Here is a 26,358-nt window from a genome sequence, read left to right on the forward strand (position 1 = left end):
CCGAGGGATCTGAATGCTTTACCTCCTTGCCGAATGGATGGGCTTTGAAGGCATCTTCAATCTTGTGCGTTATCAGACATTTCGCACTGGTGCGACGTTGATGACAGCGCTGATTTTCGGACTCATCATTGGCCCCAAATTCATCAACATGCTGCGCGTGCGGCAGGGCAAGGGGCAACCAATTCGCGAAGACGGCCCCCAAACGCATCTCGCGAAAGTGGGAACGCCCACTATGGGCGGTTTGATGATCCTGGTGGCGCTGACACTATCGCTAACCCTCTGGATGGATCTGCGCAGTCCATTTGTATGGGCTTGTCTCGCGGTGACTTTGGGCTTCGGAATCATCGGGTTTCTCGACGATTATGACAAAGTCACGAAGAACAGCCATGCTGGCCTTTCGGGCAAGGTGCGCCTGCTGATGGAGTTCGTGGTTGCTGGCGTGGCGAGCTATATCATCGTCAGCCAGATAAACACGAACCTATACATCCCTTTCTTTTCGGATGTGGAGATACCGCTTGGCCCAGCTTACTACGTCTTTGCAGCCTTCGTGATGGTTGGCGCTGGCAACGCGGTGAACCTCACTGACGGTTTGGATGGTCTAGCGATTATGCCGGTTATCATCGCTGCGGGGACATTCGCGATCATCTCCTACCTCGTCGGCCGCGCGGATTTTTCTGAATATCTTGGCATTCCGCACGTGCCGGGCGCGGGTGAGCTGGCGATATTCTGCGCAGCAATCATGGGAGGGGGGCTCGCATTCCTGTGGTTCAACGCGCCGCCTGCTGCTGTTTTCATGGGCGATACCGGGTCACTTGCACTTGGCGGCGCATTGGGAGCTATTGCTGTCGCCGCACACCACGAAGTTGTGCTGGCAATTGTCGGCGGTCTTTTCGTATTCGAAGCCTTGAGCGTCATCATCCAGGTTTTCTGGTTCAAGCGGACAGGCAAGCGCGTGTTCCGCATGGCGCCCATTCATCACCATTTCGAACAGCTCGGGTGGAGCGAGAGCAAGGTCGTGATCCGGTTCTGGATCGTGGCCATCATCCTTGCACTGATCGGGCTTGCCACGCTGAAATTGAGATAGGGAAAACGGATTGATCACTGCCAGTGCCTTTGCTGATAAACGCTATGCCGTACTCGGCCTGGCGCGTTCAGGCGCGGCAGCGGTAGAGGCTTTGCTGGCAAGCGGCGCAAAGGTCACCGCATGGGACAGGCAGGATATAGCGCGCGAGCCGTTTGAAGGGCGCTGCGAACTCGCCGATCCGCTCCAGCTTGATCTCACTGGCTATGCAGGTGTCGTCGTGTCGCCCGGCGTGCCCCTGAACACGCACCCCATCGCGGCACATGCCGCCAAATTCGATGTACCCGTTATCGGTGATATCGAGCTGTTTGCGCTCGCCCGGCCAGAGCTGCTGCCGCACAAGGTTGTGGGCGTGACAGGCACCAATGGCAAATCAACGACGGTCGCGCTCGTTCATCATATCCTGCAAATGGCAGGCATTCCCAGCGTTTTGGGCGGCAATATCGGTGATCCAATTTTGGGACAGGAGCCGCTTGCTCCCAACGAGAATGGCGTGGGCGTCTATGTGCTCGAGCTTTCCAGCTATCAGATCGATCTCACCTTCAATCTCGATTGCGAAGCAGCTGCGCTGACCAATATTACTCCCGATCATCTCGATCGCTATGATGGCTTTGCCGCATACGCTGCCGCAAAAGAGCGACTTTTTGACATGCAGTCGGCGTCAGGCCTGGCGGTGGTCGGTTTACTGCAAGAACCTGTCGGCACAATCTACGAGACGCAGAAAGAGCGCCGTCCATCGGGGCGCGTAGTGTCGGCCGATCTCGAAAAAATTGCCAAGTATCAGCCGCAATGGCCAGCGCTGCAGGGACCGCACAATCTTGAAAACGCGGCGGTAGCTATAGCCATTGCCGAAGAATTGGGCGTGAAGCCCGCGCAGTGGCAGCACGCTCTTCCGCGCTTCCAAAGCCTGCCTCACAGGATGGAGATCGTTTGCGAAGAGGACGGCGTTCTCTTCATCAACGATTCCAAGGCGACAAACACGGCATCGACCGCGCCCGCTTTGGCAGCGTTTCCTCCCGATCCTTCGATCAATGAAGGCACGCCGCGCGTGCATTGGATTGTTGGCGGTCTAGCGAAAGAGGAAGGGCTTGGTGATTGCGCGCAGCAACTCGGGATGATCGCAGCGGCCTACACCGTGGGCGAGGCAGGTCCGATGTTCGCCGATTTGATCAGCCCGCATGCCAGTGTTGAGCGCTGCGAATTGGTAAGCGAAGCCGTCAGCCGCGCGCGCGATGCCGCTCGGCCTGGCGACGTGGTGCTGTTTTCGCCCGCCTGCGCAAGCTTTGATCAGTTCCGCGACTACGAAAAGCGCGGCGAGCACTTCCGTCAGTTGGTCGGCGTATTTGCTGATCGCCCCGATATCTGTGCGGCAGACACATTGAAGGATGAAGCGGCATGAGCGCGTTCAAAGCCCCTGCATCGCCTGCAGCCGAACCATCCGATTACGCAGGGCTGTCCATTAGCAGGTTCTGGAACAATCGCGGACGGCTATGGTGGCGTGAGATCGACAAGGGATTGGTCGTTCTTGTCTTGTTGTTGATGGGGTTTGGCACGGTCGCAGTTGCTGCCGCATCGCCAGCTGCTGCAGATCAATATGAAGTTGCTGAATTCGCGTTTTTTAAACGCCACATCGTATTTCAGGCGCTTGGCCTAGTGTTGATGATAGCGGTGTCTTTTTTGAACCGTGAGGAGGCACGCAGGATCGGTATCATTCTGGGCGTCGGAATGCTGATTTTGCTTTTCTTCGTCCCGATCTTTGGGGAAGAACGCAACGGCTCGCGCCGGTGGCTGGAAGTGGGAATGTCCCTGCAGCCAAGCGAATTCTTGAAGCCAGGCTTTGTCGTGATCCTCGCCTGGATCATGAGCCTGCGCTTGCGCGATCCTGATCTGCCGGTGCTTACCTTTGTGAGTGCGATCATGGTCTTGGTTGCCGGGCTTTTGATGCTGCAGCCGAACCTTGGCGCGACAATCCTGTTCGGTGGCATCTGGTTTGTAATGATCCTCCTTTCGGGCGTTTCGATTGCGCGTATCGGCGCGCTGATGGCGAGCGGGATTGGACTGATAACCGCAGCCTATTTCTTCTACGACAATGCGCGCTACCGCATTGATGCATTCCTTGGCGGAGGAACGGCATTTGATCAGGTAGATCTTGCCCAGCGAACTTTGCTCGCGGGCGGGTGGACTGGAAGCGGGCTGTGGCTGGGCATTCGCAAGATGAGCCTTCCAGAAGCGCACACTGATTACATCTTTTCCGTAATCGGCGAAGAGTTTGGATTGATTATCTGTGCGCTCGTCGTGCTGATGTACCTTGCCATCCTCACACGAGTGCTCTTGCGCCTTGTCGATGAGGATAATCTGTTTGCGATGCTCGCCGGGGTGGGCCTTGCCACCCAGATCGGTGGCCAGGCATTCATCAATATGCTCGTCAATCTCCAACTGTTCCCCTCCAAGGGAATGACGCTCCCGCTCATCAGCTATGGCGGTTCCTCAACGCTCGCCGTATGCTTCACCTTCGGGTTGCTGCTCGCGATTACGCGGCGCAATCCCTATCTTGAGCGCGAGACAAAAGGGCTCAAGCATTTCTTTGAGCGCAAGGAGGGCGCATGAACAGCGAAACCCCGACAGGTTCAAGTCGGCATTTCGTGCTGGCCGCAGGCGGAACGGGTGGACATCTTATTCCGGCATTCGCATTGGCCACAGAATTGGAAGCACGCGGACATCACGTCGCGCTGATCACGGATGAACGCGGTGCGAGCATTCCCGGAAAGCCCGAAGGCCTGACTGCGCACGTTCTGCCTGCGGGCCGCTTTGGCAAGAACCCATTGAAATGGATTGGCGGAGTGCGCGCGGTGCTCGAAGGGCGGCGAATGGCGCTGCGCTTGTTTGAGAGTTTTGAGCCTTCCGCTGTTGTGGGTTTCGGAGGCTATCCGGCTCTGCCAGCGTTATTGGCTGCCACATCAGCCAAAGTACCGAGCGTGGTGCATGAACAAAACGCCGTGCTGGGCCGGGTGAACCGGTTGCTAGCCCGGCGGGTGTATGCGATTGCGACTTCTTATCCCGATGTTGATCGGCTGAAGCCCAAATACCTCGACAAAACGCATCTTGTTGGAAACCCGGTTCGTGAGGAAGTGCTTGCTCTGCGGGCGGAAGAATTCCCCGCGCTGCATGAAGAAGGTCTGCTGCGGGTGCTGATCACTGGCGGCAGTCAGGGCGCGCGCATTCTATCTGAAGTCGTGCCCGACGGGCTCGCCATGCTTCCGCCACCTTTGCGCAAACGCCTTCAAATCACGCAGCAATGCCGCGCTGAGGATCTGGACGCGGTCCGGGAACGCTATGCAGAACATGACATCCCCGCCGAACTCGGCACCTATTTTGAGGACATGCACGAACGGCTCGCCGATACGCATCTGTTCATAGGACGCGCGGGCGCCTCCACTATTGCAGAACTGACTGCTGTGGGCCGCCCAGCGATCCTCATCCCTCTGCCGATTGCAACCGATGACCACCAGGCTGCGAACACCCGTGAAATGGTGCAGGCGGGAGGAGCGCGCATGATCCGTCAGCCCGCCGAAACGGTAAGTGATCCGCGTCCCATGGGTGAAGACGGAAACAAGCTGATGGCAAAACAGGGCGAGATTTTCGCCAAGCTTTCGAAGGATATCTGCCTCCAAATTCAGGCGATGGCCAAGAACCCTGGTAGCCTTGCCAATGCCGCGCATGCCGCGTGGAACTGCGGGAGGCCTGATGCGGCCAAGGATTTGGCTGATCTCGTGGAAAGCATGGGCGGCATTGATCTGATGGATGTGATCCGCGTTGGCGAAACGGCTCCGCGATCTGCACAGACAAGCGCTGCCACTCAGCCCGCAACGCGCAAGGCTGCACGCGATGCTTCCACCGAGGAAGCGCGATAAATGAGAGGCGTCGGCACCGAAATTGGCGTCATCCACTTTGTCGGCATTGGCGGTATCGGCATGTCCGGTATCGCCGAAGTGATGCACAACCTCGGATATACTGTGCAAGGCTCTGATATCGCGGAAGGCCCAAGCGTCGAACGGCTGCGCAAGCGTGGAATTTCTGTGCACATCGGGCATGAGAAGGAAAATGTCGAAGGTGCTGCGGTTGTCGTTACGTCTTCTGCGGTGCGCCGCACAAACCCCGAAGTCGCAGCAGCGCTCGAAAATCGTATTCCCGTGGTTCGCCGCGCGGAGATGCTTGCCGAATTGATGCGGCTTAAGTCTACAGTTGCTGTCGCTGGCACGCATGGCAAGACTACGACGACGAGCATGATTGCGGCCTTGCTCGATAAAGGCGAGATCGACCCGACCGTCATCAATGGCGGGATCATCGAGCAATACGGTTCAAACGCGCGTCTTGGCGACTCCGAATGGATGGTGGTTGAGGCGGATGAGAGTGATGGCAGCTTTTTGCGGCTCGATGGCACAATCGCGGTAGTCACCAACATCGATCCCGAACACCTTGATCATTACGGCGATTTCGACGGGGTGAAGAAGGCGTTTCTTGAATTCATCCAAAACGTGCCCTTCTATGGCGCAGCGATCCTTTGCGTTGATCACCCAGAAGTACAGGCGGTGATTGGCCAAGTTCGCGATCGCAAGGTTGTGACTTACGGCTTTTCCCTCCAAGCCGATATTTGCGCGGTCAACATCCGGTCCTCGGCCGGCGGCAACACGTTTGACGTGATGGTGCGCCAGCGCGGTGAAGAAGATCGGCGGATCGAAGGTGTGCATCTGCCGATGCCTGGACGCCACAATGTCCAGAACGCGCTTGCTGCGATAGCAGTTGCGATTGAAATGGGTTGTAGCGACGATGTGATCCGCACCGGCTTTAGCAGTTTCGGAGGCGTTCGGCGGCGCTTTACCAAGGTTGGCGAAATTGCATGCGCGGGCGGCTCCGCCACAGTGATTGACGATTACGCGCACCACCCAGTCGAAATCACCGCAGTCCTATCCGCAGCCAGAGAAGCTGTTGCCGATACGTCGGGGCGCGTCATCGCAGTAGCTCAGCCGCATCGTTACACCCGGCTTGCCGATCTGATGGATGAGTTCCAGTCATGCTTTAGCGATGCCGATAGTGTTTATGTGACCCCGGTTTATGAGGCAGGTGAAGATCCGATCGAGGGCGTCGATAGCGCCGCGTTGGTTGCGGGGCTAAAATCGCGCGGACACCGTTCTGCATCGACAATCGAAAGCCAGAATGACCTAGCCGCAACACTCGCAAATGAAATTGCAGCTGGAGATATCGTCGTATGTCTCGGCGCGGGGGATATCACCAAGTGGGCGGCTGGTCTTGGCAACGCGGTCGATTCACTAAAGGCCGCATGAGAATGACCCACGATCAGCCCGGCGATGTATTTCAAGGCGACACAGGCATGGCGCCCAATTGTGATGTCGAAGGCGAAGCCAGTGCCCCGGTTCCAGTGGAGAGCATTCGGGGGCGGCTGACGCGCGAGGCGCCGCTGGCAAAACATGTCTGGTTTCAGACAGGCGGCAAGGCCGATTGGCTTTTTGAGCCAGCTGATTTGGAAGATCTCAAAACCTTTATCGCGCATCTGGATGGCAACATGCCACTGATGGCTCTCGGCGTTGGTTCAAACATGATCATCCGCGATGGCGGCGTACCCGGCGTAGTCGTGAAGCTGGGCAAGGAATTTTCGAACGTCGAGACCACTGGCGAAACCACATTAGAGGCCGGATCGGCTGCTCCCGTCAGCATTGTTGCGCGGCGGGCAGCGAAGGCTGGCATCGATGGGCTCGCTTTCTTCACGGGCATTCCAGGCTCTGTTGGCGGCGTCACTAAGATGAATGGCGGCTGTTACGGGCGCGAAACCTGTGACGTATTGACCGAGTGCGATGTGATCCTGCCCGATGGATCGTTCGTCACTCTCAGCAACGCTGATCTTCAGTACAGCTATCGCCACTCGGCATTGCCTGACGGGGCGACGGTCGTTGCTGCACGGTTCGAAGGCTTCCCCGGTGATCCCGATACGATCAAAGCTGAAATGGACCGCATTTCATCCGAGCGCAAAGACGCGCAGCCCATCGGCAGCCGGACCGGTGGTTCCACTTTCAAAAACCCGGAAGGGCATTCGTCTTGGAAGCTGATTGATGCCGCAGGTCTTCGCGGGTTCAAGCATGGCGGTGCGCAGGTTTCTGAAAAGCACTGCAATTTCCTCATCAACACAGGCGATGCGACCAGCACCGACATTGAAGAGTTGGGTGAAATTGTGCGCGAGAAAGTCTACGCTAATTCAGGCATTCAGCTCGAATGGGAGATCAAGCGGGTGGGCAGACCATGAGCGTTGCTCCCACCCATGTCGCAGTTCTGATGGGCGGTTGGGCGAATGAGCGCGAAGTGTCGCTTATGTCCGGCAATGGTGTTGCCGATGCGCTTGAAATGAAGGGCTATCGCGTCACCCCGATTGATATGTGCCGTGATGTGGCCGCGCGCATCGCAGAGACCAAACCCGACGTCGTGTTTAACGCGCTTCATGGCGTGCCTGGCGAAGATGGCAGCGTCCAGGGAATGCTCGATCTGATGGGCATTCCTTATACGCATTCAGGTCTCGCTACGAGCGTGATCGCAATTGATAAGCAGCTCACCAAGCAGGCGTTGGTCCCGCACGGGATTCCTATGCCGGGTGGTCGGATTGTCGCATCAGATGAGCTTTACGAGCGCGATCCTCTGCCGCGCCCCTATGTGCTGAAGCCGGTCAACGAAGGATCGTCGGTGGGCGTGGCGATCATCACGGAGGACTCCAATGTTGGCAATCCAATAGCCCGGGATGCTGAGGGGCCATGGCAAGAGTTTGCAGAGCTTCTCGCCGAACCTTTCATCAAGGGCCGCGAATTGACCACTGCAGTGATTGATGGCGTAGATGGTCCGCGCGCTTTGGGCGTTACTGAACTCATCATCGAGACGGGTTTCTACGATTACGAACACAAGTACACAGAAGGCCGCACCCAACACGTGTGTCCCGCGCAGATCCCGCCCAATGTCGCGGCTTTGTGCGAAGAGTATGCGATCAAGGCGCATAATATCCTAGGTTGTCATGGCACCAGCCGGACTGACTATCGCTGGGATGAAGAGCAAGGCGAAGACGGCCTGTTCGTGCTGGAAACCAACACACAGCCGGGCATGACGCCGCTCAGCCTTGTTCCTGAGCAGGCAAAGCATGTCGGTATCGATTACGCTGAGTTGGTCCATATGATCGTGCAAGAGGCTCTTCGCGTCCACTCACCAGCCAAGACAGACGTCCAATCGCAGGAGGCAGCCCATGGCTAAGATCACCCGATCAAAATCCAAAGGCGTGCGCCGTGCTGCGCAATCGCGCAATCGCAGCGCCAATGCGCGACGTGCGAAGGCGAAGACAGCAGGCGTGCTCGATACCGCGATGGGGGTGTTGCCCTTTACTGAAGAGCAATGGAGCCGCATTTGGCTTGCCTGCATCATTGCCGGCGGTCTCGCTCTTGCGCTCTTCATCGCCAATCTCGCAGGTGTTCCTGCGATGGCGCGGGCTCACGTTTCCGTGATGGCATCTGATGCCGGGTACAAAGTTCGCCATGTCCGCGTCACGGGCACAGAGCGCATGGATGAGCGCGAGGTCTATGCTCGCGCGTTGGGTCAGCAAAGTCGATCTATGCCTGATGTCGAGATCGAAGCTCTTCGCACAGAATTGCTTGAGCTGCCGTGGGTGAAGGACGCGCGCGTGTCACTTCAGCTGCCCGATACACTGGTCATAGATATTGTGGAGCGCAAACCGCATGCCGTTCTTGTGCGGCCCGACAGACTGATGCTGATTGACCCTACAGGCCGCGAGCTGGAACCAATTTCGCAGGCAGATGCTGAGGATATGCTCAAGATTTCGGGGCCAGGCTCCGCCGCTCAGGTAAGCTCGCTAGATCAATTGCTGGCTGCTGCGCCTGCGCTGGGTCCGCATGTGACTGCTGCCGAATGGGTGGGCAACAGGCGTTGGAATCTCACCTTCAACACGGATCAGGTCGTCGCTCTTCCCGAAGGCCACGAGATTGCATCTAGCGCGCTCGTCAAGTTCGCGCGCATGGATGGTCAGAACCGCTTGATCGGCGGCAAAGTCGTAAGCTTTGATATGCGCAATCCTCCGCGCGTCTACATGCGAGTGCCGGGTCGCAGCGAGACCATTCTTGCCCCAGAAGGTGACTCATGATCGGAACGGCAAAGAAAAAGACGTCTCACCAATCGAAGGCTCCTTCAGCAGCTCAGGCGCATAAGGCGCGCCTCGCCAAGGTCTTTGGAGCCGTAAATATCGGCTCTTTCCGCATCTCTGCGATGATCATCGGTGAGACTGAGAACGGCGATTTGCTGGTTCTAGGTTCCGGCCACCGCGCAGCGCAAGGGGTGAAGCGCGGCTATGTCACCGATATGCGCAGCGCCACTTACGCCATTCGCGATGCGGTGGAGCGGGCTGAAAAGAATGCCGGGATGAGCGTCAACAGTGTTTGGATTTCTTGTGCGGGCGCTGGACTCACAAGTGATGTCTCTAAGGTCGAGATAGAGATTGGCGGACGTCGCATTGAAGAAGATGATGTGGATCATTTGCTGTTCGCAGCGCGCGACACGATAGAGCCCCGTGGCCGGACAGTCCTGCACGCGCAGCCTGCACATTACACTTTAGATGGCGCTCACGGCGTTGCGAACCCACGGGGGCTTCATGCAGAGCGCCTCGGCGTCGATGTTCATGTCACGCTCGCTGATGGTCCGCCTGTCCGCAATCTGATGGAAGCAGTGCAGGGCGCGCATCTCGAAGTGGAAGGTGTTGTCGCTTCGCCTTTGGCTTCTGGTTACGCGTGCCTTGATGAGGAAGAGCGTGATTTAGGTGTCGCGCTCGTCGAAATAGGCTGCGACGTGACCAATGTTTCGGTTTTCGCAGGCGGCATGCTATTAGGCCTGCGCTCTGTGCCAATGGGCTCAGGCAGCATAACCGATGCTGTGGCAAGCGCTTTTGGTATTCGCAGATTTCAGGCAGAAAGACTTAAATGCGTGTCTGGTTCGGCCATGGCCAGCCCTAGCGATCACCGCGAAATGATTCCGCTATTTGGCCCTAATGATGAAGGGCAAGAAACGCCCGCGCCGGGAGCCTCTGTCGAGGCGACACGCGGATCGGACAACACGCCGCGTATTGCGCGTGCGGAGCTTGTATCTGTTGTTACGCAGAACCTTTCGCAATTGACCAATGAGATTGGCAAAGCTCTGAGGTCACTGGGTTTTTCTGGCGCACAGTCTGGCCAGGTCGTCCTCACCGGGGGCGGTGCTGAATTGGCTGGCCTCGCCGACTTTGCGCAGAGCGCGCTCGGCATGCCAGTAAGGATTGGTCGCGCGCCTTCGCTTCGTGGGCTACCGGAAGCGCATGCGACACCAGGTTTTACAACACTTGCCGGGCTTTGCTTGTATGCTGCTGATGATCCGATCGATATCCGATCCATGCGTGGACAGCCCAGCAGCGTCTATAAGCTAGGGCGCAATGAGAGCAGTCCATTCGCATTCGGTCGGCTGATCAGAGCGCTGCGGGAATATTTCTGAAATCCTTTGCTTTCGGTGCTAGGATCGCGACGCTTTGGATCAGACCACGTGTGGCCTATTGGGGATAAGCCCCGCTGTGGATAAGGATTTTAACGGTATAACCGCGTAGTCAAGAATGTGTCAGAAAAGAATAGGATGCAAAAAGCGCATGCCCCTTTGGTGCGCGCGCATCCGGAGGATTAGGCAATGAGCATCACAATTGGACCAGCAGCAAGCGACGATATGCGTCCCCGAATTACGGTAATCGGGATTGGCGGTGCTGGCGGCAATGCAATCGCCAACATGATTGCTTCCGATATTGAAGGCGTCGATTTTATCGTCGCCAACACCGATGCACAGGCATTAAGCTCCAGTCCTGCGGATAAACGCATCCAGCTTGGCCCGGATATCACCGGAGGCCTTGGTGCTGGTGCTCGTCCTGAAGTGGGCAAGGCTGCGGCTGAAGAAACGGTAAAGCAGATCGAGGAGGCGCTAGAAGGCGTAAACATGGTCTTTATCGCAGCTGGTATGGGCGGCGGCACGGGTACGGGCGCTGCACCAGTGATCGCCGAAACCGCTCGCAATATGGGCATTCTAACTGTTGGCGTCGTGACGAAGCCGTTCCTGTTCGAAGGAACGCGCCGGATGCGCGCAGCAGAAGCCGGGATCAACGAACTTCAGGATCACGTCGATACGCTGATCGTCATCCCCAACCAAAACCTTTTCCTGGTGGCAAAGGCAGAAACCACTTTCAAAGAGGCATTCGAGCTTGCCGATGAAGTGCTTCAGCAGGGCGTACGCTCGATTACCGATCTGATGGTCATGCCGGGCCTTATCAATCTCGACTTTGCCGATGTCCGCTCTGTGATGAGTGAAATGGGCAAAGCAATGATGGGCACGGGCGAAGGCCAGGGCGAAAGCCGAGCATTGGAAGCTGCTGAACAAGCGATCGCAAACCCGCTCCTTGATGGCGTGAGCATGCAGGGCGCGCGCGGCGTTATCATTTCGATTATCGGCGGCGAAGACATGAAATTGCTTGAGGTTGACGAGGCGGCCAATCACATCCGCGAGCTTGTCGACGAAGATGCGAACATCATTTGGGGCAGCGCATTCAATCCCGACCTCGACGGCAAGATCCGTGTATCGGTTGTCGCAACGGGCATCGAGCAAGGCTCTGCGACTGCTGCCGAACGGCCAGTGACCAATGCTTTTTCAACGGCACGCGCTCCCAAGCGACCGGTCCTTGATTTACCAAGCGACAACGAGATCGAGGCAGAAGCCGAAGAGCCAGCGATTGCTCCTCTAACCTTTGGCAGCGATGCCTCCGACGGTGATGACGTTGAAATCGCCGCTGAGGCTGATCCAGTAAACGACATGGATGACGGCGTTGAGCCCTTTGATCTCACTGGAATGCAGTCAGACGATGAAATGGGCGAAGACGATGACGACGTCGATGAGATCGTCGATCCGCTTGCTGGCCTGCGTGGCGCAGACGATGACGCTTACGACTTCAATGCGAATGACACAGATGATCTTGGTCCGCGGGAAAACGCAAGCTTGTCGGAAACTGACGAAGACGATGGCGATGATGCTCTCGAATTGAGCGAGAGCTATGCCGAATTCTCAGATGCTGATGATGGCGATGAGACGAGCGACGTGCTTGCTGATGCGGATCGACTTGCAGCCGAAGACAAGCCCGTTGAAGCGAAGGCAGATGGCAGTCGCCGCAAGGGTTTGCTCGGCGGTGATGAGGCAAGTGGTTCGGCTGACGGCGACGCCGGATCGGGCGGCTCTGGAAATTCGAGCGGCAGCGATGGTGGAAGCTCAGGCGGAAGCACTCTGTTTGAGCGCATGGCGAACTTGTCGCGAAGCTCCGGAAGCGACGATAAGGATGACGATGACGAGGACGGTGATGACGCACCAGCTCTCAGCATCCCTCGCTTCCTAGGGCGTCAAAACAATCAGTAATCGGAGAAGTCGGTCTGTTGCCGGCCATCTGCTCAGACTGACTTAGCTGCGGTGCGCTTCGGCGCACCAACCAGCCGTTATTGCTGTCATGTTTTTGCGCTTCTGGTTAACGTTCAATCTGTGAAAAGTATCTTTCATCCAAATCTCGCGAAAACCCTGTCGATCTCGGCACTTGCTTTAACAATCACCTTCGGGCTGCCAATTGGCGATGCAGAAGCGCAAGAAATGGTCTCGCGTCCTGTTGTCCAATCTCTCGGTTCCGAAGAAGTGCAAGACCTTGGCGCAGCATTGCGGCGCTTGGCACGCCAGCCCCGTGATCTGTCAGCATTGTTAGCAGCAGGTCGGGCATCCTTAGCGGTTAGCGATCTCGATGCGGCAATGGGTTTTTACGGGCGTGCTGAGGATATCGCTCCGCAGGATCCCAGAGTGAAATATGGTATTGCCTCGGTCTTCCTGCAGTCAGGCCGTCCTGTGCAGGCCTTGAGGCTTTATGATCAGATCGCCGCACTAGGAGACGTGTCAGGCGGTATCGGGATTGCCCGAGATAGGGGCCTTGCCTACGACCTTGTCGGCGATTTTTCGAATGCGCAGAAATACTACGCTCAAGCATTGGCTGTGCGCAGCGACGATTCTGAAACGCGGCGACGTCTCGCGATTAGCCAAGCGATTTCCGGCAATACCAGTGAGTTTGAAAAGACATTGAGGCCGCTGCTCGAAAAAAGTGATCCAGCGGCGTTTCGCGCGCGTGCTTTCGGCCTTGCAATATTAGGCGAGCAGTCGCGCGCGGCAGCGATCGTAAATGAAGTGATGCCGCGGGATATGTCGAGCCGTTTGACACCGTACCTTGCCTATATGCCGCGCCTGACGCGCGCCCAGCAGGCGGCGGCTGCCAACCTTGGTATTTTTCCGCGAGCGGCCGATATTGGCAGAGAAGATCCCGAAATTGCCCAATATCAGTTGAACAGCAATGAAGTGGTTGCGGACGCAGCGCCAGCTTCGCCGCCCGCTCTAGCATCGGGCGCGGATGCTCGTCTCGCACCCGCAGGAGCGCCGCTCGGCACCCAGCCGCAGGGGCAGAATAGTGAAACCGATCCTGCTCCGCCTAAGCAAACAGGCCCAACTGTCGTCTATTCCACGTCACCATCGCGTGTGGTGCCCGCTGCTCCTCAACAAACTGCAGTCGAGGAGAAACCGAACGTGGCCGATGCTTTTGCCGATATAGGTGAAAAAAGCGGTACACGGATCGCACGTTCTGATGCGGTTGATCTGGACACGATCGATATCCCGCGCGAACAGGAGGCTGCGCCGCCACCGCCTCCCACGCCGCGTCGATTCTGGGTCCAGGTGGCGACGGGCCGAGATGTGGCCGCGCTAAAATTCGACTGGCGCCGCATCAAACGGCAGGCACCGGATATCCTCGGTCCATTTGAGGCGCACGTAACGCCTTGGGGCGAAGCAAACCGATTGCTTGCTGGTCCGGTCGAAAACGCTGCGAAGGCACGCGCGATGGTCAATGATTTGAAAGGCAAAGGCCTCGATACCTTCACATTTACAAGCCCAGAAGGCGCGGAAATCGAAGCACTCGATTGAAGCTTTCGCCTTTCGTCCAAATCAAAGTTTGCACAGGGTGTTAACAAGCAAAATCAATTCTCCCCAGCCGCTCCGCTTTGCCGCATTGCCAATGAACAGGGGAGAGGTTCATTCGGCACATATATGAAAAGTCGCACCCCCCAAGGCCGCATAGCCAACCAGCCCCGGATCGTTTCACCATGAACCCGCGCGAGCACCAGCAGACCGCTCACGACGATGCCGCCCCGCTCGAGATGCTCCTCGCGCTATTCGAAGCGCGTGGATGGGAATGCGAATCGGTTTCCGATGAAGAAATGTCTGGCGAAGTGCAGGGCAGCTGGGCCAAGTATCAATTGCGCGCGATTTGGCGGGCAAACGATAATGTTCTGCAATTCTTGTGCCTTCCCGATATACGGATCGCGGAGGAGAAACGTGCCGATGCGTTTGAATTGCTGAGCCTCGCGAATGAGCAAATGTGGCTCGGCCATTTTGACATATGGTCGAGCGGCGACGTGCTGCTTTATCGGCACGGCGCTCTGCTTGGCGATGATGGGATGCTAAGCCTAACGCAGGCTCAGGCTCTGGTCGAAAGCGCTATAGACGAGTGTGACCGTTTTTATCCTGCATTCCAATTCGTGCTGTGGGGAGACAAATCACCACGCGAGGCTTTGCAGGCTGCGATGGTCGATGCAATGGGCGAGGCTTGATACTCTTTCACTGATCTTCGTTGGAGAACTCGTCGCGATGGAAGCACCTTTGTGCATTATCGGCTATGGCAATATGAGCGGCGCGATGCTGGCAGGTTGGCTGGCTGCAGGAGCGTCGCCATCGCAATTCAACATCCTTAATCGTTCGGCGAAAGAGGGGCCCAAAGGTGTTCGCGTCTACTCATCTATCGCCGATGCCGAAGCAAGTGCACCGCACGGTGCGATCATGCTGGGTTTCAAGCCGCATCAGATGGGTGAAGCCGCAGCTGACCTTCAGGAACTCTCGAACAGGGTTCCGGTCTATTCCTTGCTCGCAGGCATAACTCTTGCCCAATTGCGCGAAGCTTTTCCCAAAGCGTCAGCCCATGTGAGAGTCATGCCGAACCTTGCCAGCCGGGTGAACAAATCGCCGGTGATTCTTGCTGAGTGCGGTCTGGATGATGATGGAAAAGCGGCTGCATTTTCCCTGTTCGATCAACTTGGCAAAGCGGTGTGGCTGCACGATGAGGCCCAGTATGATCTCGCCACCGCACTTGCAGGATCAGGTCCGGGCTTTGTCTATCGTTTCATTGATGCGCTCGCCGGTGCTGCACGCGAATTGGGATTAGACGAAACGCAGGCTCAATCGCTTGCGCTTGCCATGGTAGAGGGAGCAGCAAGCCTGGCCTCGGCTTCAGACGACACACCTAGAGTGCTTGCAGACAAAGTGGCTAGTCCTGGCGGAATGACCCGCGAAGGACTAAACGTGCTGGATGAGAACGCTGCACTACAGAGGCTTTTGACGGAAACCTTGCGCAAAACCCGTGATCGCGGTGCTGAATTGTCGGCGGACAGGAACTGAACTCATTTGCTCAGGTGTAACTTGTTAATTTTCGGGTAAGTATAGCTGAATAAATCACCTGCAATCTTGTCGGTTTTGCTTGAAATTGGCATGCAAACCACCGATATTGCTGGAGCATGGCGCGGGCGTTCGCGCTGTTTTATGGAGACTCCGTTTCAGGAGAAAGGGATCCAAATGTCTGATTGGAATGAGACTCAGCGCCAACAGGGCTTCGGCTCGGTGCCGCGCACTGGCGGTGCTGTCAGCTATGATGAGGGCCTGCGCAAGTATATGCTCTCAATCTATAATTACATGTGCACCGCGGTCATTGTTACCGGTTTCGTGGCTCTCGGCATGGCCGAAAGCGGCCTCACTTACGCATTCGTTGGCAATCCGCTGCAATGGGTCGTGATGCTTGCTCCGCTTGGCTTTGTGCTGGCGATGAGCTTTGGCCTCAACAAAATGAGCCAAGCGACGCTGCAGATCCTCTTTTGGGCATTTGCGGTGGTTATGGGCATTTCGATGTCGACGATTTTCATCGTCTTCACTAATGAATCAATTGCGACCACATTCTTTGCGACTGCCGCTGCTTTCGCCGGTCTATCGCTGTGGGGCTACACCACGAAGAAAGACATTTCCGGTTGGGGCAGCTTCCTGATCATGGGTGTAATCGGCCTGATCGTCGCATCCGTTGCGAACTGGTTTATTGGCTCTAGCGAACTTGCTTTCGTGATCAGCGGCCTTGGTGTGTTAATCTTTGCCGGTCTTACCGCCTACGACACGCAGAAGCTGAAGAACCAGTACCAGTATCTGCGCGGAACCGAGTTCATGGGCAAAGCCGTTATTATGGGCGCGCTGAACCTGTACCTCGATTTCGTGAACATGTTCATGTTCCTGCTCAACTTCCTGGGCAGCCGCGAGTAAGCCATAGGTAAGGAGCTCGGCGACTGACGCCGCTCAAACACACTCTACCGAAAATCGAATGCCCGGGTCTCCAAATGCGAGGCCCGGGCATTTTATTTGGCTCGCCGTGTGATTACCGTGCCAGAAATACAATCAGATTCACCCTTTATAAAGGATAAACCCGACATGGTTCGCGGTGTGGGGAAACAGAGGTCGCCGAGTATGTACAAGCACACAGCCATTCATCCGAAGAAAGCCAACCAAGCGTCCAAAGCGACGGGCTTGAAGATTACTTTTGTCGCCGCGGGCACGACTGCTCTTGCAGCTTGTGCAGCAGCACCCGTGCCGCTTCCTCCTCCGTCACCACCGCCAGCCCCGGTTGTGAAAGCTGTGCCGTATCGGCCTATCCCGCCAAGCGGTGCTGCCTATGTCATGAATATCCCATCCCTTGGCGCAGATGGTCGCCGCTTGACCGTCAACCGGGGTCTTAGCGATGATGAATTGGTGTGGCATTTCCGCTCTGGCTGGAATGTCGCTGCGCTTAACTGTTCGACTGCGCAGTTTGATCCAATCACCGATGGCTACTCGCTTTACATCAAGAAGTACGCGCGACCATTGAAGCGCATCAACGATCGCATCGATAAGGTGTATCGCAGCCAGGCGGGAAGTCGGCGCGCTGCCATCATGGCTCGCGAAGACAAGATGACGGGCGTATATAACTTCTTTGCGTTGCCGCCTGCACGGGGCGCGTTCTGCCGCGAGACTCTGGATATTTCCAACCGTTTTCTCGCTGCACCGGATGTCGATCCCGCTGAGTTTGCGCGCGATAACTTCGTACAGCTTGAGCGGGCGTTCGAGATCTTCTTCAACGACTATGCGGCGTACCAGCAGAAATCTGCCAGCTGGGACGCAGAATATGGTGCGCAATACGGTCCTTCCCAACCAGGATGGGTCGCGGTTCAAAACGCACGCTCGCGCGGCGTAGAGGTCCCTACGGTTGGCACCGGTACGGCAGATCCTGGCGCCACGCTATCGACGCCAACTGCTACATCTGGTTTTGTTGCAGAGCCGCAGACAGGCACGCAAGTTCCGGTTATTCCAGCGGACACTCGGTTTGTCTCCCAGCCCGTCAGTCAGCCTCTTCCGACTGAGGGATCGGACAATCAGTAGGCGGGTTGCGCTACAACCAATCCAATCGTAAGCGAATTGGCACACGCCGGTAACGGGAATGTGGTGCGTGCCTTTGGCACAATTCCGCAGCTGTCCCTGCAACTGTAAGCGGTGAGTGATTGTTTCGCGCGCGTTCCAATGGGGCGCGCAGCCACTGGGCCTTTTTGAGGCATCCGGGAAGGCGCAAGCAAAAGCTTTGACCCGCAAGCCAGGAGACCGACCGGCGCGTGTCGCTTGTGGCCGCTCTCAGGGATTGGGGAGGCGCGGATAACCTTCGTTTCGAGCGACGACTTGGTGCGGCGCGTGGGTGTGGACCCGCGCGGCGTGTTTGTTGACGCTTGAATCGGAAGGGATCCGAGAAATGAGATTTACAAAATTGCTTTGCGGCGCGGCTGTATGTGCGCTGGGTTGGAGCGCGCCATTGGCGGCGCAGGATGACACAATCGAGGACTCGGCAAGTTCGGACAGCGGGGCTGTCTCGCTGCAGGCGCTAATCTCACCCAACCTTATTTTGGTAAGTGCGGATCGAGCTAAGAATGGAGTTCGCACATCTACATTTACGGGTTCGGCGACAATTGTAACCCCGCAACAAATCCAGCAACGCCAAATCCGCAATATCGAAGACGTCTTGCGTGATGTTCCCGGTGTAGCGGTCGCATCCACTCCCGGTCAGACCCAAATTCGCCTCCGCGGCACTGAGGCCAATCATGTGCTTGTTCTAGTCGATGGCATAGAAGTATCTGACCCCGGAAGCGGTGAATTTGACATTGGCACATTGCAGGCTGAAATTGGCAGCCGCCTCGAAGTGCTGCGCGGCCCCCAATCCGCGCTTTACGGTAACGATGCGATTGGCGGCGTTGTCGCATATCAAAGCGCAAGCGGTCGCGACTTGGAGGGCCTTTCGGCATTTCTCGAAGCTGGCACCAATGCCACTTTCAACGTCGGCGCCCGCGCCGGCTTTCTCGGCGATGGCTGGGATGCCGCATTGTCCGGTGTTGTGGTCAGCACAGACGGTGAACCCAATGCGCGCGGTGGCAACCGTGACATTGGGCGCGAAAGCGCGACGCTTTCGGGCAAGGGATCGGTAGAGCTAACCGATGGCGTCACAATTCGCGCTGTCGCCCGATACACGTCCACCGAAGGTCGCTTTAACGAGCAAGACTTCACGTTCGGTAGTCCCACCTTCGGACTGGTCATCGACAGCCCTGGGACACGCTTTGAAAATGAGTCGTTTTCGGCCTTGGTGGGCGCCCGTTTCGAAGCGCTCAACGGATCATGGACGCATGATCTCTCAGCCCAGATAACTGATGCCAATCGCGATACGGTGCAGCCTGCCGGCTTTCCAAGCGGAACCGAAAGTGACCGCTTTAAGGCGTCCTATGTTAGCGCCTACAACTTCGGTGGAAGCGATCACAGCATCACCTTTGCGGCTGACTACGAAGAGGAGGGTTTTAACAACGTCTTGACTTTCAATGATCGCAACGAGGTCGAGAATGTCGGCCTAGTCGGTGAATACCGTTACGCTGGAGACGAGTTCGATTTCTCCGCAGCCATTCGCCATGACATCAATGACCGGTTCCAAGATGCAACGACATTTCGGGTTGGAGCGGGATACAGCCTCACCAACACGACCAGGGTAAGAGCAGCGGCGGGATCAGGCGTTAAAAACCCGACGCTCAATGAGCTGTTCGGCTTTTTCGACGGCATGTTTCTTGGCAATCCGGACTTGCAGCCCGAGAAGTCAATAAGCTGGGAAATCGGCGTCGACCAGAGTTTTGCGGACGGGAACGCGACTATCTCTGTGACCTACTTCAATGCGGAGCTCGACAATGAAATCTTCACGACCTTTCCGCCGCCAACATTTATCGCAACCCCCGGCAATCGTGACACAGAAAGCAAACAGCAGGGTGTAGAAGTCGCAGTGACGGCAGACTTGGGTGCAGGCTTCTCATTCAATGGAGCCTACACCTATCTCGATGCTGAAGAGGATGGCACGGAAGAAGTGCGCCGCCCCGACCATATTGCAAGCGCAGTGCTCAATTGGACCGAGCCAAAAGAACGCTTTTCAGCCAATCTCGCAGTTAGATATAATGGCGACGCTCGTGATCTCGATTTCAGCACCGGAGCCTTCCCTGCGCCACAGACCACGCTTGATGACTACACGCTCGTAAATTTCAACGCGAGGGTGGAAATCGCGAATGGGATTAGCGCTTTTGGACGGGTCGAAAACCTCTTGGATGAGCAATATGAGCAGGTCTTTAGCTTCGTCTCGCCGGGACGAACCGCACTGATTGGAATACAAGCGGGGTTCTAAGCTCTCGCTTTCTGGCGGGGAAATGCATACATGCCGCGTCATGCATTTCCTCGACCAAGCGAAAATCTACGTCCGATCAGGCGCTGGCGGCCCCGGAGCCGTCTCGTTTCGGCGTGAGAAATACGTAGAGTATGGCGGACCCGATGGCGGCAATGGCGGCAAGGGCGGCGATATCGTGTTTGAGGCGGTGCAGGGCCTCAACACCTTAATCGATTTTCGCTACGCTCAGCATTTCAAAGCGAAGCGCGGCAATCACGGACAAGGCCGAGACCGCACCGGCGCGGGCGCGCCCGATCTGGTGATCAAAGTGCCAGTGGGCACGCAGGTCCTATCCGAGGACAAGGAAGAGGTGCTCGCCGACTTTACCGAAGTGGGCCAGCGCGTTGTCCTGCTCGAAGGCGGAATGGGTGGGCGCGGCAATGCGTCCTATAAGTCCGCTACCAATCGCGCTCCCCGCCAACATCAGCCAGGTGAACCGGCAGAAGAGATGTGGGTGTGGCTGCGGCTAAAACTGCTTGCCGATGTAGGACTGGTGGGTCTTCCCAATGCTGGCAAATCGACCTTTATCAACGCTGTATCCAATGCGGGTGCAAAGGTCGGGCATTATGCCTTTACAACGCTTATCCCGAAGCTGGGCGTGGTGCGGCACAAGGGGCGCGAATTTGTCCTTGCCGACATTCCGGGCCTTATCGAAGGCGCGGCTGATGGCGCTGGGATTGGTGATAGGTTCCTAGGCCATATCGAACGCTGCCGTGTGCTCATCCACCTCATTGATATCGCTGGCGATGATCCTGCTGAGGCAATGCGTATCGTCGAAGAAGAACTATCTGCCTATGGGGCAGGGCTCGAAGATAAACCCCGCCTCGTCGCTCTGAATAAGCTCGATCTTGCCGATGCCGAATTGGGTGACGCGTTTGCCAAAGAATTGATCGCCGCAGGTGCCGAAAAGGTCTTCAGCGTCTCAGGCGCGACCGGAGAAGGCATCGACGCACTGATGGACGCAGTTCTCTCGTATCTTCCAGATCGGACATCGACCGAGACCAAGACGGTGGAGGTTGAAGACGAAGACGAGGATGGCGCCACAGAATGGTCTCCCATCTGATTCAATGACAATTACGTCCCTCAGAGATGTTTCCAATGCCAAGCGGCTGGTGGTCAAGATAGGCAGCGCTCTGCTCGTCAATGATGGACAGCCAGCGCGCAGCTGGCTCGATGCGCTGACCCTTGATCTGAAGGATCTGCGCGAGAATGGCACTGAGATCATCTTGGTGAGCTCGGGTGCGATTGCGCTGGGTGCTGCTCGCTTGGGTCTGCCGAATGGTGGGAGAGCAAGCCTTGCAGATGCGCAGGCTGCAGCGTCCGTGGGACAGGTGGCTTTGGCGCAGCTTTGGGCAGGAGCGCTGGACCGTCACGGACTGATCGCAGCGCAGATGCTGGTGACGCTTGATGATCTGGAGGACCGTCGTCGCTACCTAAACGCGTCCGCAACGCTCGAGCGGTTGATGGAAACGGGAGCGGTTCCCGTCGTCAACGAGAATGACAGCGTCGCCACGGAGGAAATTCGCTTTGGCGACAATGATCGCCTAGCGGCGCGTGTCGCGCAGGCTGCGGGGGCGGATGCTGTCCTGCTCTTGTCCGATGTTGATGGCCTCTATGATCGCGATCCATCTGCAGACGGCGCGCAGCTGATTGAATTGGTTGAAGGCGTAACGCCTGAAATTATCGCTATGGCCAGCGAGGGGTCATCATCCGGCCTCGGCTCTGGTGGGATGAAAGCCAAGCTCCAAGCCGCGCGCATTGCGGAGCGAGCGGGGATCATGCTCGCTATCATCAATGGAATAGAGCAACGCCCGATCCATACTGTGCGCCTTACTGGTCGTGGCACTATCTTCGTGCCTGTGCGCGCTGATAACGCGCGTAAAAGCTGGCTCGGCGGACGGCTTGCGCCTGAGGGCGTATTGAGTGTGGACGAAGGCTGTGTCGCGGCGCTCGGCAAAGGCGCAAGTCTGCTCGCAGCCGGACTTATTGAAGTCGCTGGCGAGTTTGAACGGGGCGCGCTGGTCAGCCTCCATGGTCCCAAAGGAGAGCGATTGGGTCAGGGACTGGTGGAATACTCCGCCGCCGAATGTCGCGCCATTCTGGGGCTCAGCCAGGGCGATCAGGAAGCCAAGCTCGGCTATGCTCCTCGCGCAGCTGTGGTGCATCGCGATCATATGGTGCGAGCGTGAGCGAGGCGAAGGTGCTCGCCGTGACAGGCGCAACCGGATTTGTGGGCAGCGCGGTAATCGATCGCGCCTTGAAGATGGGCCATTCTGTCCGTGCCCTCACCCGGCGCGATCAATCAGCGCGCGAGGGCCTTGAATGGGTGAAGGGCACTCTTGAGGATGAGGAAGCTCTGGCCAATTTGTGTAAAGGCGCGGACGCGGTCATCCATATTGCAGGCCTTACCAACACGCCGGATGTCACCGAATTCGAAAAAGCCAATGTCACAGGTACGGCTAATGTGATTGCCGCCGCTAAAGGCGCGAAGGTAGGACGGTTTGTATTTGTCTCATCCTTGGCAGCTCGAAAGCCTGACCTGTCGGCCTACGGGGCGTCAAAAGCGCGCGCGGAAGAGCTTGTTAAAACGTCGAAGCTCGATTGGACAATGGTGCGTCCTCCTGCCGTTTACGGCCCGCGCGACATCGATATGTACGATCTGTTTCGATCGGCAAAGCTGGGCCTCGTTCCGCTGCCACCAGGCGGCGCGACCTCCATTATACACGTGGGCGATCTGGCATCGTTGCTGGTGACGCTCGCAAATCGAGCAAGGCTTAAGGTTATCTATGAGCCCGATGATGGCCGGGAAGGCGGTTGGTCGCATAAAGAGCTGGCGCAGGCCATTGGAAAAGCCATGGGCCGCCGCCGCGTGTTCGCGCCGCACCTGCCAGCCAATGTGCTCAGCATCGCAGCCAATGCTGATAAGCGGCTGCGCGGTGACAAGGCCAAGCTCACGCCTGATAGGGTCGGATATATGAGTCACCCCAATTGGGTGTCCCGCTCGGACCACGCCGTGCCTGAGGACATCTGGCAGCCGCAGATCGGTGGCGAAGAGGGATTAAGACAAACCGCGGAATGGTACAAAGCTGAGGGCTGGCTCTAGCCAATCACAAAAACGGTTCCTCGCCCGGCTTGTGGATGCCGCATTCGGTTTTGTCCCAGCCTTTCCACCGGCCAGAGCGTGGGTCTTCTCCGGGCGCAACCTTGTGCGTGCACGGTTCGCAGCCGATTGAGGGAAAGCCCTTTGCAATCAGCGGGTGGCGGGGAAGGTCGTGCTCTTCGAAATAGGCCGCGATATCTTCGGCTGACCAATCGATCAGCGGGTTGATCTTGAGACGCCCTTGCGCATCGGTCGTGTCGATTTCGAAGCGCGGAAGGTTTGCGCGTGTCGAAGACTGAAACGCCTTGCGACCCGTAAAGCTTGCGTCGAAGTCGGCGAGGGCCTTTTCGAGCGGCTTTACCTTGCGGATTTCGCAGCAGCCATCGGGATCGTAGGACCATCTGAGGCCTGTTTCATCCCTTTTGGCCAAGTCATCCGGGTCGGGGGTCAGGACTTGCAAATTGGTGAGGCCGATGCGGCTTACGAGCAGATCCCGATAGGCGAGTGTTTCTGCAAAGTGTTTGCCCGTATCGAGAAACAGGACCGGGATGTTGGAATCAATCTGTGCAATAAGGTGAAGTAAAACAGCGCTTTCCGCGCCAAAACTTGAAACGATAGCAAGATCGCCAGCGAGATCGCCCTTAATCACGCCTTCGAGCATCTCCAGCGTCGATGATCCGCGAAACATGCGGTTAAGGCGCACCGCATCGTGCTCCGAAAAACGGGGCCCCGCATCGAGCCGGTCAATTTTGCGCACTTCATTCATGACGCAGTTCCTGAATTGTGGGACGGCCATCGACAGTCTTTTGATAGACATTGTCCCAAGTCGCGAACGCGCGAGCCGCATCTTCTTCATCCAGGCGATGGTCGGGCGCAAAGGCATCGAAGCCGCAGCGGCGCAAATGGCTAAGCTGGTCGACCCCGATATCGCCCACCGCGCGCAATTCGCCCGTGTATCCCGCTTCGCGCAGGATGCGTGCAGCCGAATAGCCGCGTCCGTCGGCAAAACTTGGGAAATTCACTTCGACCAGGGCCAGACGGTCCAAGAAACTGAGCAATTCGCGCGCATCATCACCGGGTTCGATCCGCACTGCGGTGGCGTTGGTTTGATCGCAGCATGCATCGACAGTGACGGTGCCGTGATCTACGACCTCGTCATCACGGAAACGGAATTGCACTTCATCGGGAGAGGTACCGAGGGGATTATCCATAAAGCGCCTCCTTGAACGGGGCCATGCCGATCCGGCGATAGGTGTCGAGGAAACGCTCATCCCCTTCGCGAGCGCCGAGATAGACGTCAGTGACTTTCTCCACCGCGTCGATCACGCCGTCTTCATCGAAACCGGGGCCGGTAATCTTGGCGAGGCTCACGTCTTCGGCCTCGCTGCCCCCAAGCGACAGTTGGAAGTTCTCCTTGCCCTTACGGTCCACCCCAAGGATCCCGATATGGCCAGCGTGGTGGTGCCCGCAGGCATTGATGCAGCCTGAAATCTTGAGCTTCAATTCGCCCAATTCTTCTGTCTTGCCTTTGGCAGCGAACCGTTCCGAAATGCGCTGCGCAAGCGGGATCGAACGCGCATTGGCGAGACTGCAATAATCAAGACCGGGGCACGCTATGATATCTTCAATCGTATCCAGATTGGGCGCGCCAAGGCCCGCTGCGTCAAGCTCTGTCCAAAGCGCGTGAAGATCAGCAATCTTCACATGCGGCAGCACGACATTCTGCGTGTGCATGATGCGCAATTCGTCAAAGCTGTATGCACGCGCGAGCTTTGCCATGAGGCGCATCTGATCGCCCGTTGCGTCACCCGGAATTCCGCCGACGGGCTTTAGGGAAATGACGGCGGAGACATAGCTGTCATGCCGGTGGCGATGCGTATTGCGATCAACCCACAGCGCAAAATCAGGATCGGAGCGATCGAGTGTTTTGGGGCCATCTTCAAAGGCTGGCGGGGCAAAGAAGGTGCGCAGCCGCTCAATCTCGGCAAGGGGCGGTTCCACGCCCTGATCGAGCATATGAGCGAACTCTTCTTCGACCTGGCGAGTGTACTCTTCCTTGCCCAATTCGTGGACGAGGATCTTGATGCGCGCCTTGTACTTGTTGTCGCGGCGGCCATGGCGGTTGTAGACGCGCAGGCAAGCCTCAGCATATGTAATCAATTGATCCAAAGGCACAAATTCGCGGATCATCGGCGCAATCATGGGCGTACGGCCCATACCACCACCGACATAGAAACGCGCGCCGATTGCCCCATCCTGCTCAACAATCTGGATGCCGATATCGTGAAGACGCATGGCTGCGCGGTCTTTCTCAGCCGCGATCACACAGATTTTGAATTTGCGCGGGAGATAGGTGAATTCCGGATGGAAGCTCGACCATTGGCGCAGCAACTCGGCATAGGGGCGCGGATCAATGAGCTCGTCATGTGACGCGCCTGCAAAGTGATCGGAGGAGATGTTGCGGATGCAGTTTCCGCTCGTCTGGATCGCGTGCATTTCGACCTTGGCCAGATCAGCGAGAATATCGGCTGCATCCTCCAGCTTGATCCAATTGTATTGAAGGTTCTGCCGCGTGGTGAAGTGCCCGTACCCGCGATCATACTTGTCCGCAATATCGCCCAGCACGGTCATCTGAGCGCTGTTCAGCGTGCCATAGGGAATGGCAACGCGCAGCATGTAGGCGTGCAGTTGCAAATAAAGGCCATTCATCAGCCGCAGCGGCTTGAACTGGTCTTCGGTCAGTTTTCCTTCGAGGCGCCGACGGGCCTGATCGCGGAATTCCTCAACACGGGCATCGACCATGGCTTGGTCATAGGTATCGTACTTATACATCAAATAATCCAGTCGAGCGCTTCAGGGTCTTTGGGTTTGAGCGTCAGATCGGGCCGCACTGTGGGGCCAAGTGCGCGGACGCGGTCCTTGATGTGGGCAGGGCGGACGCTGCCATCATCTTCGCGGCTTGCCTCGATAATGTAGGGCACGTTGACGCGCCGGGCGGCTTCTTCGCGGGCGAGGATTTCTTCGCCTTCATCACCCACATCGCCAGCATCATCGACATGGCGCGACCAGTCAGAGCCGGTCCACCAGATGACATCGCCCGTTTTCAGATCATTTCCGGTGAGCACTTTCATC

At 57.1% G+C, this 26,358-nt stretch carries 23 protein-coding genes and 1 riboswitch; of the genes, 19 read left to right on the forward strand and 4 right to left on the reverse strand.

Going from position 1 to position 26,358, the window contains the following annotated elements; translation table 11 throughout:
* The first annotated feature begins 13 nt into the window (after window positions 1-13).
* From mraY to AUC45_RS14315, 19 genes are all read left to right on the forward strand, one after another.
* A complete protein-coding gene (gene mraY / locus AUC45_RS14225; protein ID WP_067604126.1) occupies window positions 14-1,084 on the forward strand; it encodes a phospho-N-acetylmuramoyl-pentapeptide-transferase in 1,071 nt (356 codons plus the stop codon).
* A gap of 10 nt (window positions 1,085-1,094) precedes the next feature.
* Window positions 1,095-2,480 (forward strand): UDP-N-acetylmuramoyl-L-alanine--D-glutamate ligase, encoded by a 1,386-nt coding sequence (murD, locus tag AUC45_RS14230; RefSeq protein WP_067604128.1) that lies wholly within the window; start codon window positions 1,095-1,097, stop codon window positions 2,478-2,480.
* Window positions 2,477-3,688: an FtsW/RodA/SpoVE family cell cycle protein gene (locus AUC45_RS14235; RefSeq protein WP_067604130.1), complete on the forward strand. Its 1,212-nt coding sequence runs from the start codon at window positions 2,477-2,479 to the stop codon at window positions 3,686-3,688. The genes murD and AUC45_RS14235 overlap by 4 nt, the downstream gene beginning before the upstream one ends.
* On the forward strand, window positions 3,685-4,992 hold the full coding sequence (gene murG / locus AUC45_RS14240) for an undecaprenyldiphospho-muramoylpentapeptide beta-N-acetylglucosaminyltransferase (RefSeq protein ID WP_067604132.1): 1,308 nt from the start codon (window positions 3,685-3,687) through the stop codon (window positions 4,990-4,992). The genes AUC45_RS14235 and murG overlap by 4 nt, the downstream gene beginning before the upstream one ends.
* Entirely contained in the window at window positions 4,993-6,423 is a 1,431-nt protein-coding gene (gene murC, locus AUC45_RS14245; protein ID WP_067604134.1) for a UDP-N-acetylmuramate--L-alanine ligase, read from the forward strand.
* A 2-nt stretch (window positions 6,424-6,425) separates the two neighbouring features.
* On the forward strand, window positions 6,426-7,397 hold the full coding sequence (gene murB, locus AUC45_RS14250; RefSeq protein WP_197409601.1) for a UDP-N-acetylmuramate dehydrogenase: 972 nt from the start codon (window positions 6,426-6,428) through the stop codon (window positions 7,395-7,397).
* Window positions 7,394-8,383 (forward strand): D-alanine--D-alanine ligase, encoded by a 990-nt coding sequence (locus AUC45_RS14255; RefSeq protein WP_067604136.1) that lies wholly within the window; start codon window positions 7,394-7,396, stop codon window positions 8,381-8,383. The genes murB and AUC45_RS14255 overlap by 4 nt, the downstream gene beginning before the upstream one ends.
* On the forward strand, window positions 8,376-9,284 hold the full coding sequence (locus AUC45_RS14260) for a cell division protein FtsQ/DivIB (protein WP_067604138.1): 909 nt from the start codon (window positions 8,376-8,378) through the stop codon (window positions 9,282-9,284). The genes AUC45_RS14255 and AUC45_RS14260 overlap by 8 nt, the downstream gene beginning before the upstream one ends.
* Entirely contained in the window at window positions 9,281-10,657 is a 1,377-nt protein-coding gene (gene ftsA, locus AUC45_RS14265) for a cell division protein FtsA (protein WP_082701200.1), read from the forward strand. The genes AUC45_RS14260 and ftsA overlap by 4 nt, the downstream gene beginning before the upstream one ends.
* A gap of 186 nt (window positions 10,658-10,843) precedes the next feature.
* Window positions 10,844-12,604 carry a cell division protein FtsZ gene (gene ftsZ / locus AUC45_RS14270; protein ID WP_067604140.1) on the forward strand — a complete coding sequence of 587 codons (1,761 nt, stop codon included), beginning with the start codon at window positions 10,844-10,846 and terminating at the stop codon, window positions 12,602-12,604.
* A 120-nt stretch (window positions 12,605-12,724) separates the two neighbouring features.
* A complete protein-coding gene (locus AUC45_RS14275) occupies window positions 12,725-14,194 on the forward strand; it encodes an SPOR domain-containing protein (RefSeq protein WP_233998872.1) in 1,470 nt (489 codons plus the stop codon).
* A 179-nt stretch (window positions 14,195-14,373) separates the two neighbouring features.
* Complete coding sequence (locus AUC45_RS14280) at window positions 14,374-14,880, forward strand: YbjN domain-containing protein (protein WP_067604141.1); 507 nt, start codon at window positions 14,374-14,376, stop codon at window positions 14,878-14,880.
* A gap of 37 nt (window positions 14,881-14,917) precedes the next feature.
* A complete protein-coding gene (locus AUC45_RS14285) occupies window positions 14,918-15,721 on the forward strand; it encodes a pyrroline-5-carboxylate reductase (RefSeq protein WP_067604548.1) in 804 nt (267 codons plus the stop codon).
* A gap of 174 nt (window positions 15,722-15,895) precedes the next feature.
* A complete protein-coding gene (locus AUC45_RS14290) occupies window positions 15,896-16,624 on the forward strand; it encodes a Bax inhibitor-1/YccA family protein (RefSeq protein WP_067604549.1) in 729 nt (242 codons plus the stop codon).
* A gap of 261 nt (window positions 16,625-16,885) precedes the next feature.
* On the forward strand, window positions 16,886-17,773 hold the full coding sequence (locus AUC45_RS14295; protein ID WP_233998874.1) for a hypothetical protein: 888 nt from the start codon (window positions 16,886-16,888) through the stop codon (window positions 17,771-17,773).
* A 30-nt stretch (window positions 17,774-17,803) separates the two neighbouring features.
* A riboswitch (cobalamin riboswitch) is annotated at window positions 17,804-18,013 on the forward strand.
* 121 nt (window positions 18,014-18,134) lie between these two features.
* Window positions 18,135-20,087 carry a TonB-dependent siderophore receptor gene (locus AUC45_RS14300; protein WP_067604553.1) on the forward strand — a complete coding sequence of 651 codons (1,953 nt, stop codon included), beginning with the start codon at window positions 18,135-18,137 and terminating at the stop codon, window positions 20,085-20,087.
* A 40-nt stretch (window positions 20,088-20,127) separates the two neighbouring features.
* Window positions 20,128-21,189 carry a GTPase ObgE gene (gene obgE / locus AUC45_RS14305; protein WP_067604142.1) on the forward strand — a complete coding sequence of 354 codons (1,062 nt, stop codon included), beginning with the start codon at window positions 20,128-20,130 and terminating at the stop codon, window positions 21,187-21,189.
* A 4-nt stretch (window positions 21,190-21,193) separates the two neighbouring features.
* The gene (gene proB / locus AUC45_RS14310) at window positions 21,194-22,315 is read left to right on the forward strand and encodes a glutamate 5-kinase (protein ID WP_067604143.1); all 1,122 of its coding nucleotides are present in this window, start codon (window positions 21,194-21,196) and stop codon (window positions 22,313-22,315) included.
* The gene (locus tag AUC45_RS14315) at window positions 22,312-23,229 is read left to right on the forward strand and encodes an NAD(P)-dependent oxidoreductase (protein WP_233998876.1); all 918 of its coding nucleotides are present in this window, start codon (window positions 22,312-22,314) and stop codon (window positions 23,227-23,229) included. Before proB ends, AUC45_RS14315 begins: the two co-directional genes overlap by 4 nt.
* A gap of 4 nt (window positions 23,230-23,233) precedes the next feature.
* On the opposite strand, the gene AUC45_RS14320 is transcribed toward AUC45_RS14315, so the two are convergent.
* The 4 genes from AUC45_RS14320 to AUC45_RS14335 are packed head-to-tail and all read right to left on the reverse strand — an operon-like array spanning window position 23,234 to window position 26,357.
* Window positions 23,234-23,992, reverse strand: a complete 759-nt coding sequence (locus AUC45_RS14320) for a phosphoadenylyl-sulfate reductase (protein WP_067604144.1) — start codon at window positions 23,990-23,992, stop codon at window positions 23,234-23,236.
* Window positions 23,985-24,437, reverse strand: a complete 453-nt coding sequence (locus tag AUC45_RS14325; protein ID WP_067604146.1) for a DUF934 domain-containing protein — start codon at window positions 24,435-24,437, stop codon at window positions 23,985-23,987. The genes AUC45_RS14320 and AUC45_RS14325 overlap by 8 nt, the downstream gene beginning before the upstream one ends.
* The gene (locus AUC45_RS14330) at window positions 24,430-26,058 is read right to left on the reverse strand and encodes a nitrite/sulfite reductase (RefSeq protein WP_067604148.1); all 1,629 of its coding nucleotides are present in this window, start codon (window positions 26,056-26,058) and stop codon (window positions 24,430-24,432) included. Before AUC45_RS14330 ends, AUC45_RS14325 begins: the two co-directional genes overlap by 8 nt.
* Complete coding sequence (locus tag AUC45_RS14335; RefSeq protein WP_067604150.1) at window positions 26,058-26,357, reverse strand: DUF2849 domain-containing protein; 300 nt, start codon at window positions 26,355-26,357, stop codon at window positions 26,058-26,060. The genes AUC45_RS14330 and AUC45_RS14335 overlap by 1 nt, the downstream gene beginning before the upstream one ends.
* Window position 26,358 lies beyond the last annotated feature (1 nt).

It is taken from the genome of Erythrobacter sp. YT30, from assembly GCF_001542875.1.
Taxonomy (GTDB): Bacteria; Pseudomonadota; Alphaproteobacteria; order Sphingomonadales; family Sphingomonadaceae; genus Erythrobacter.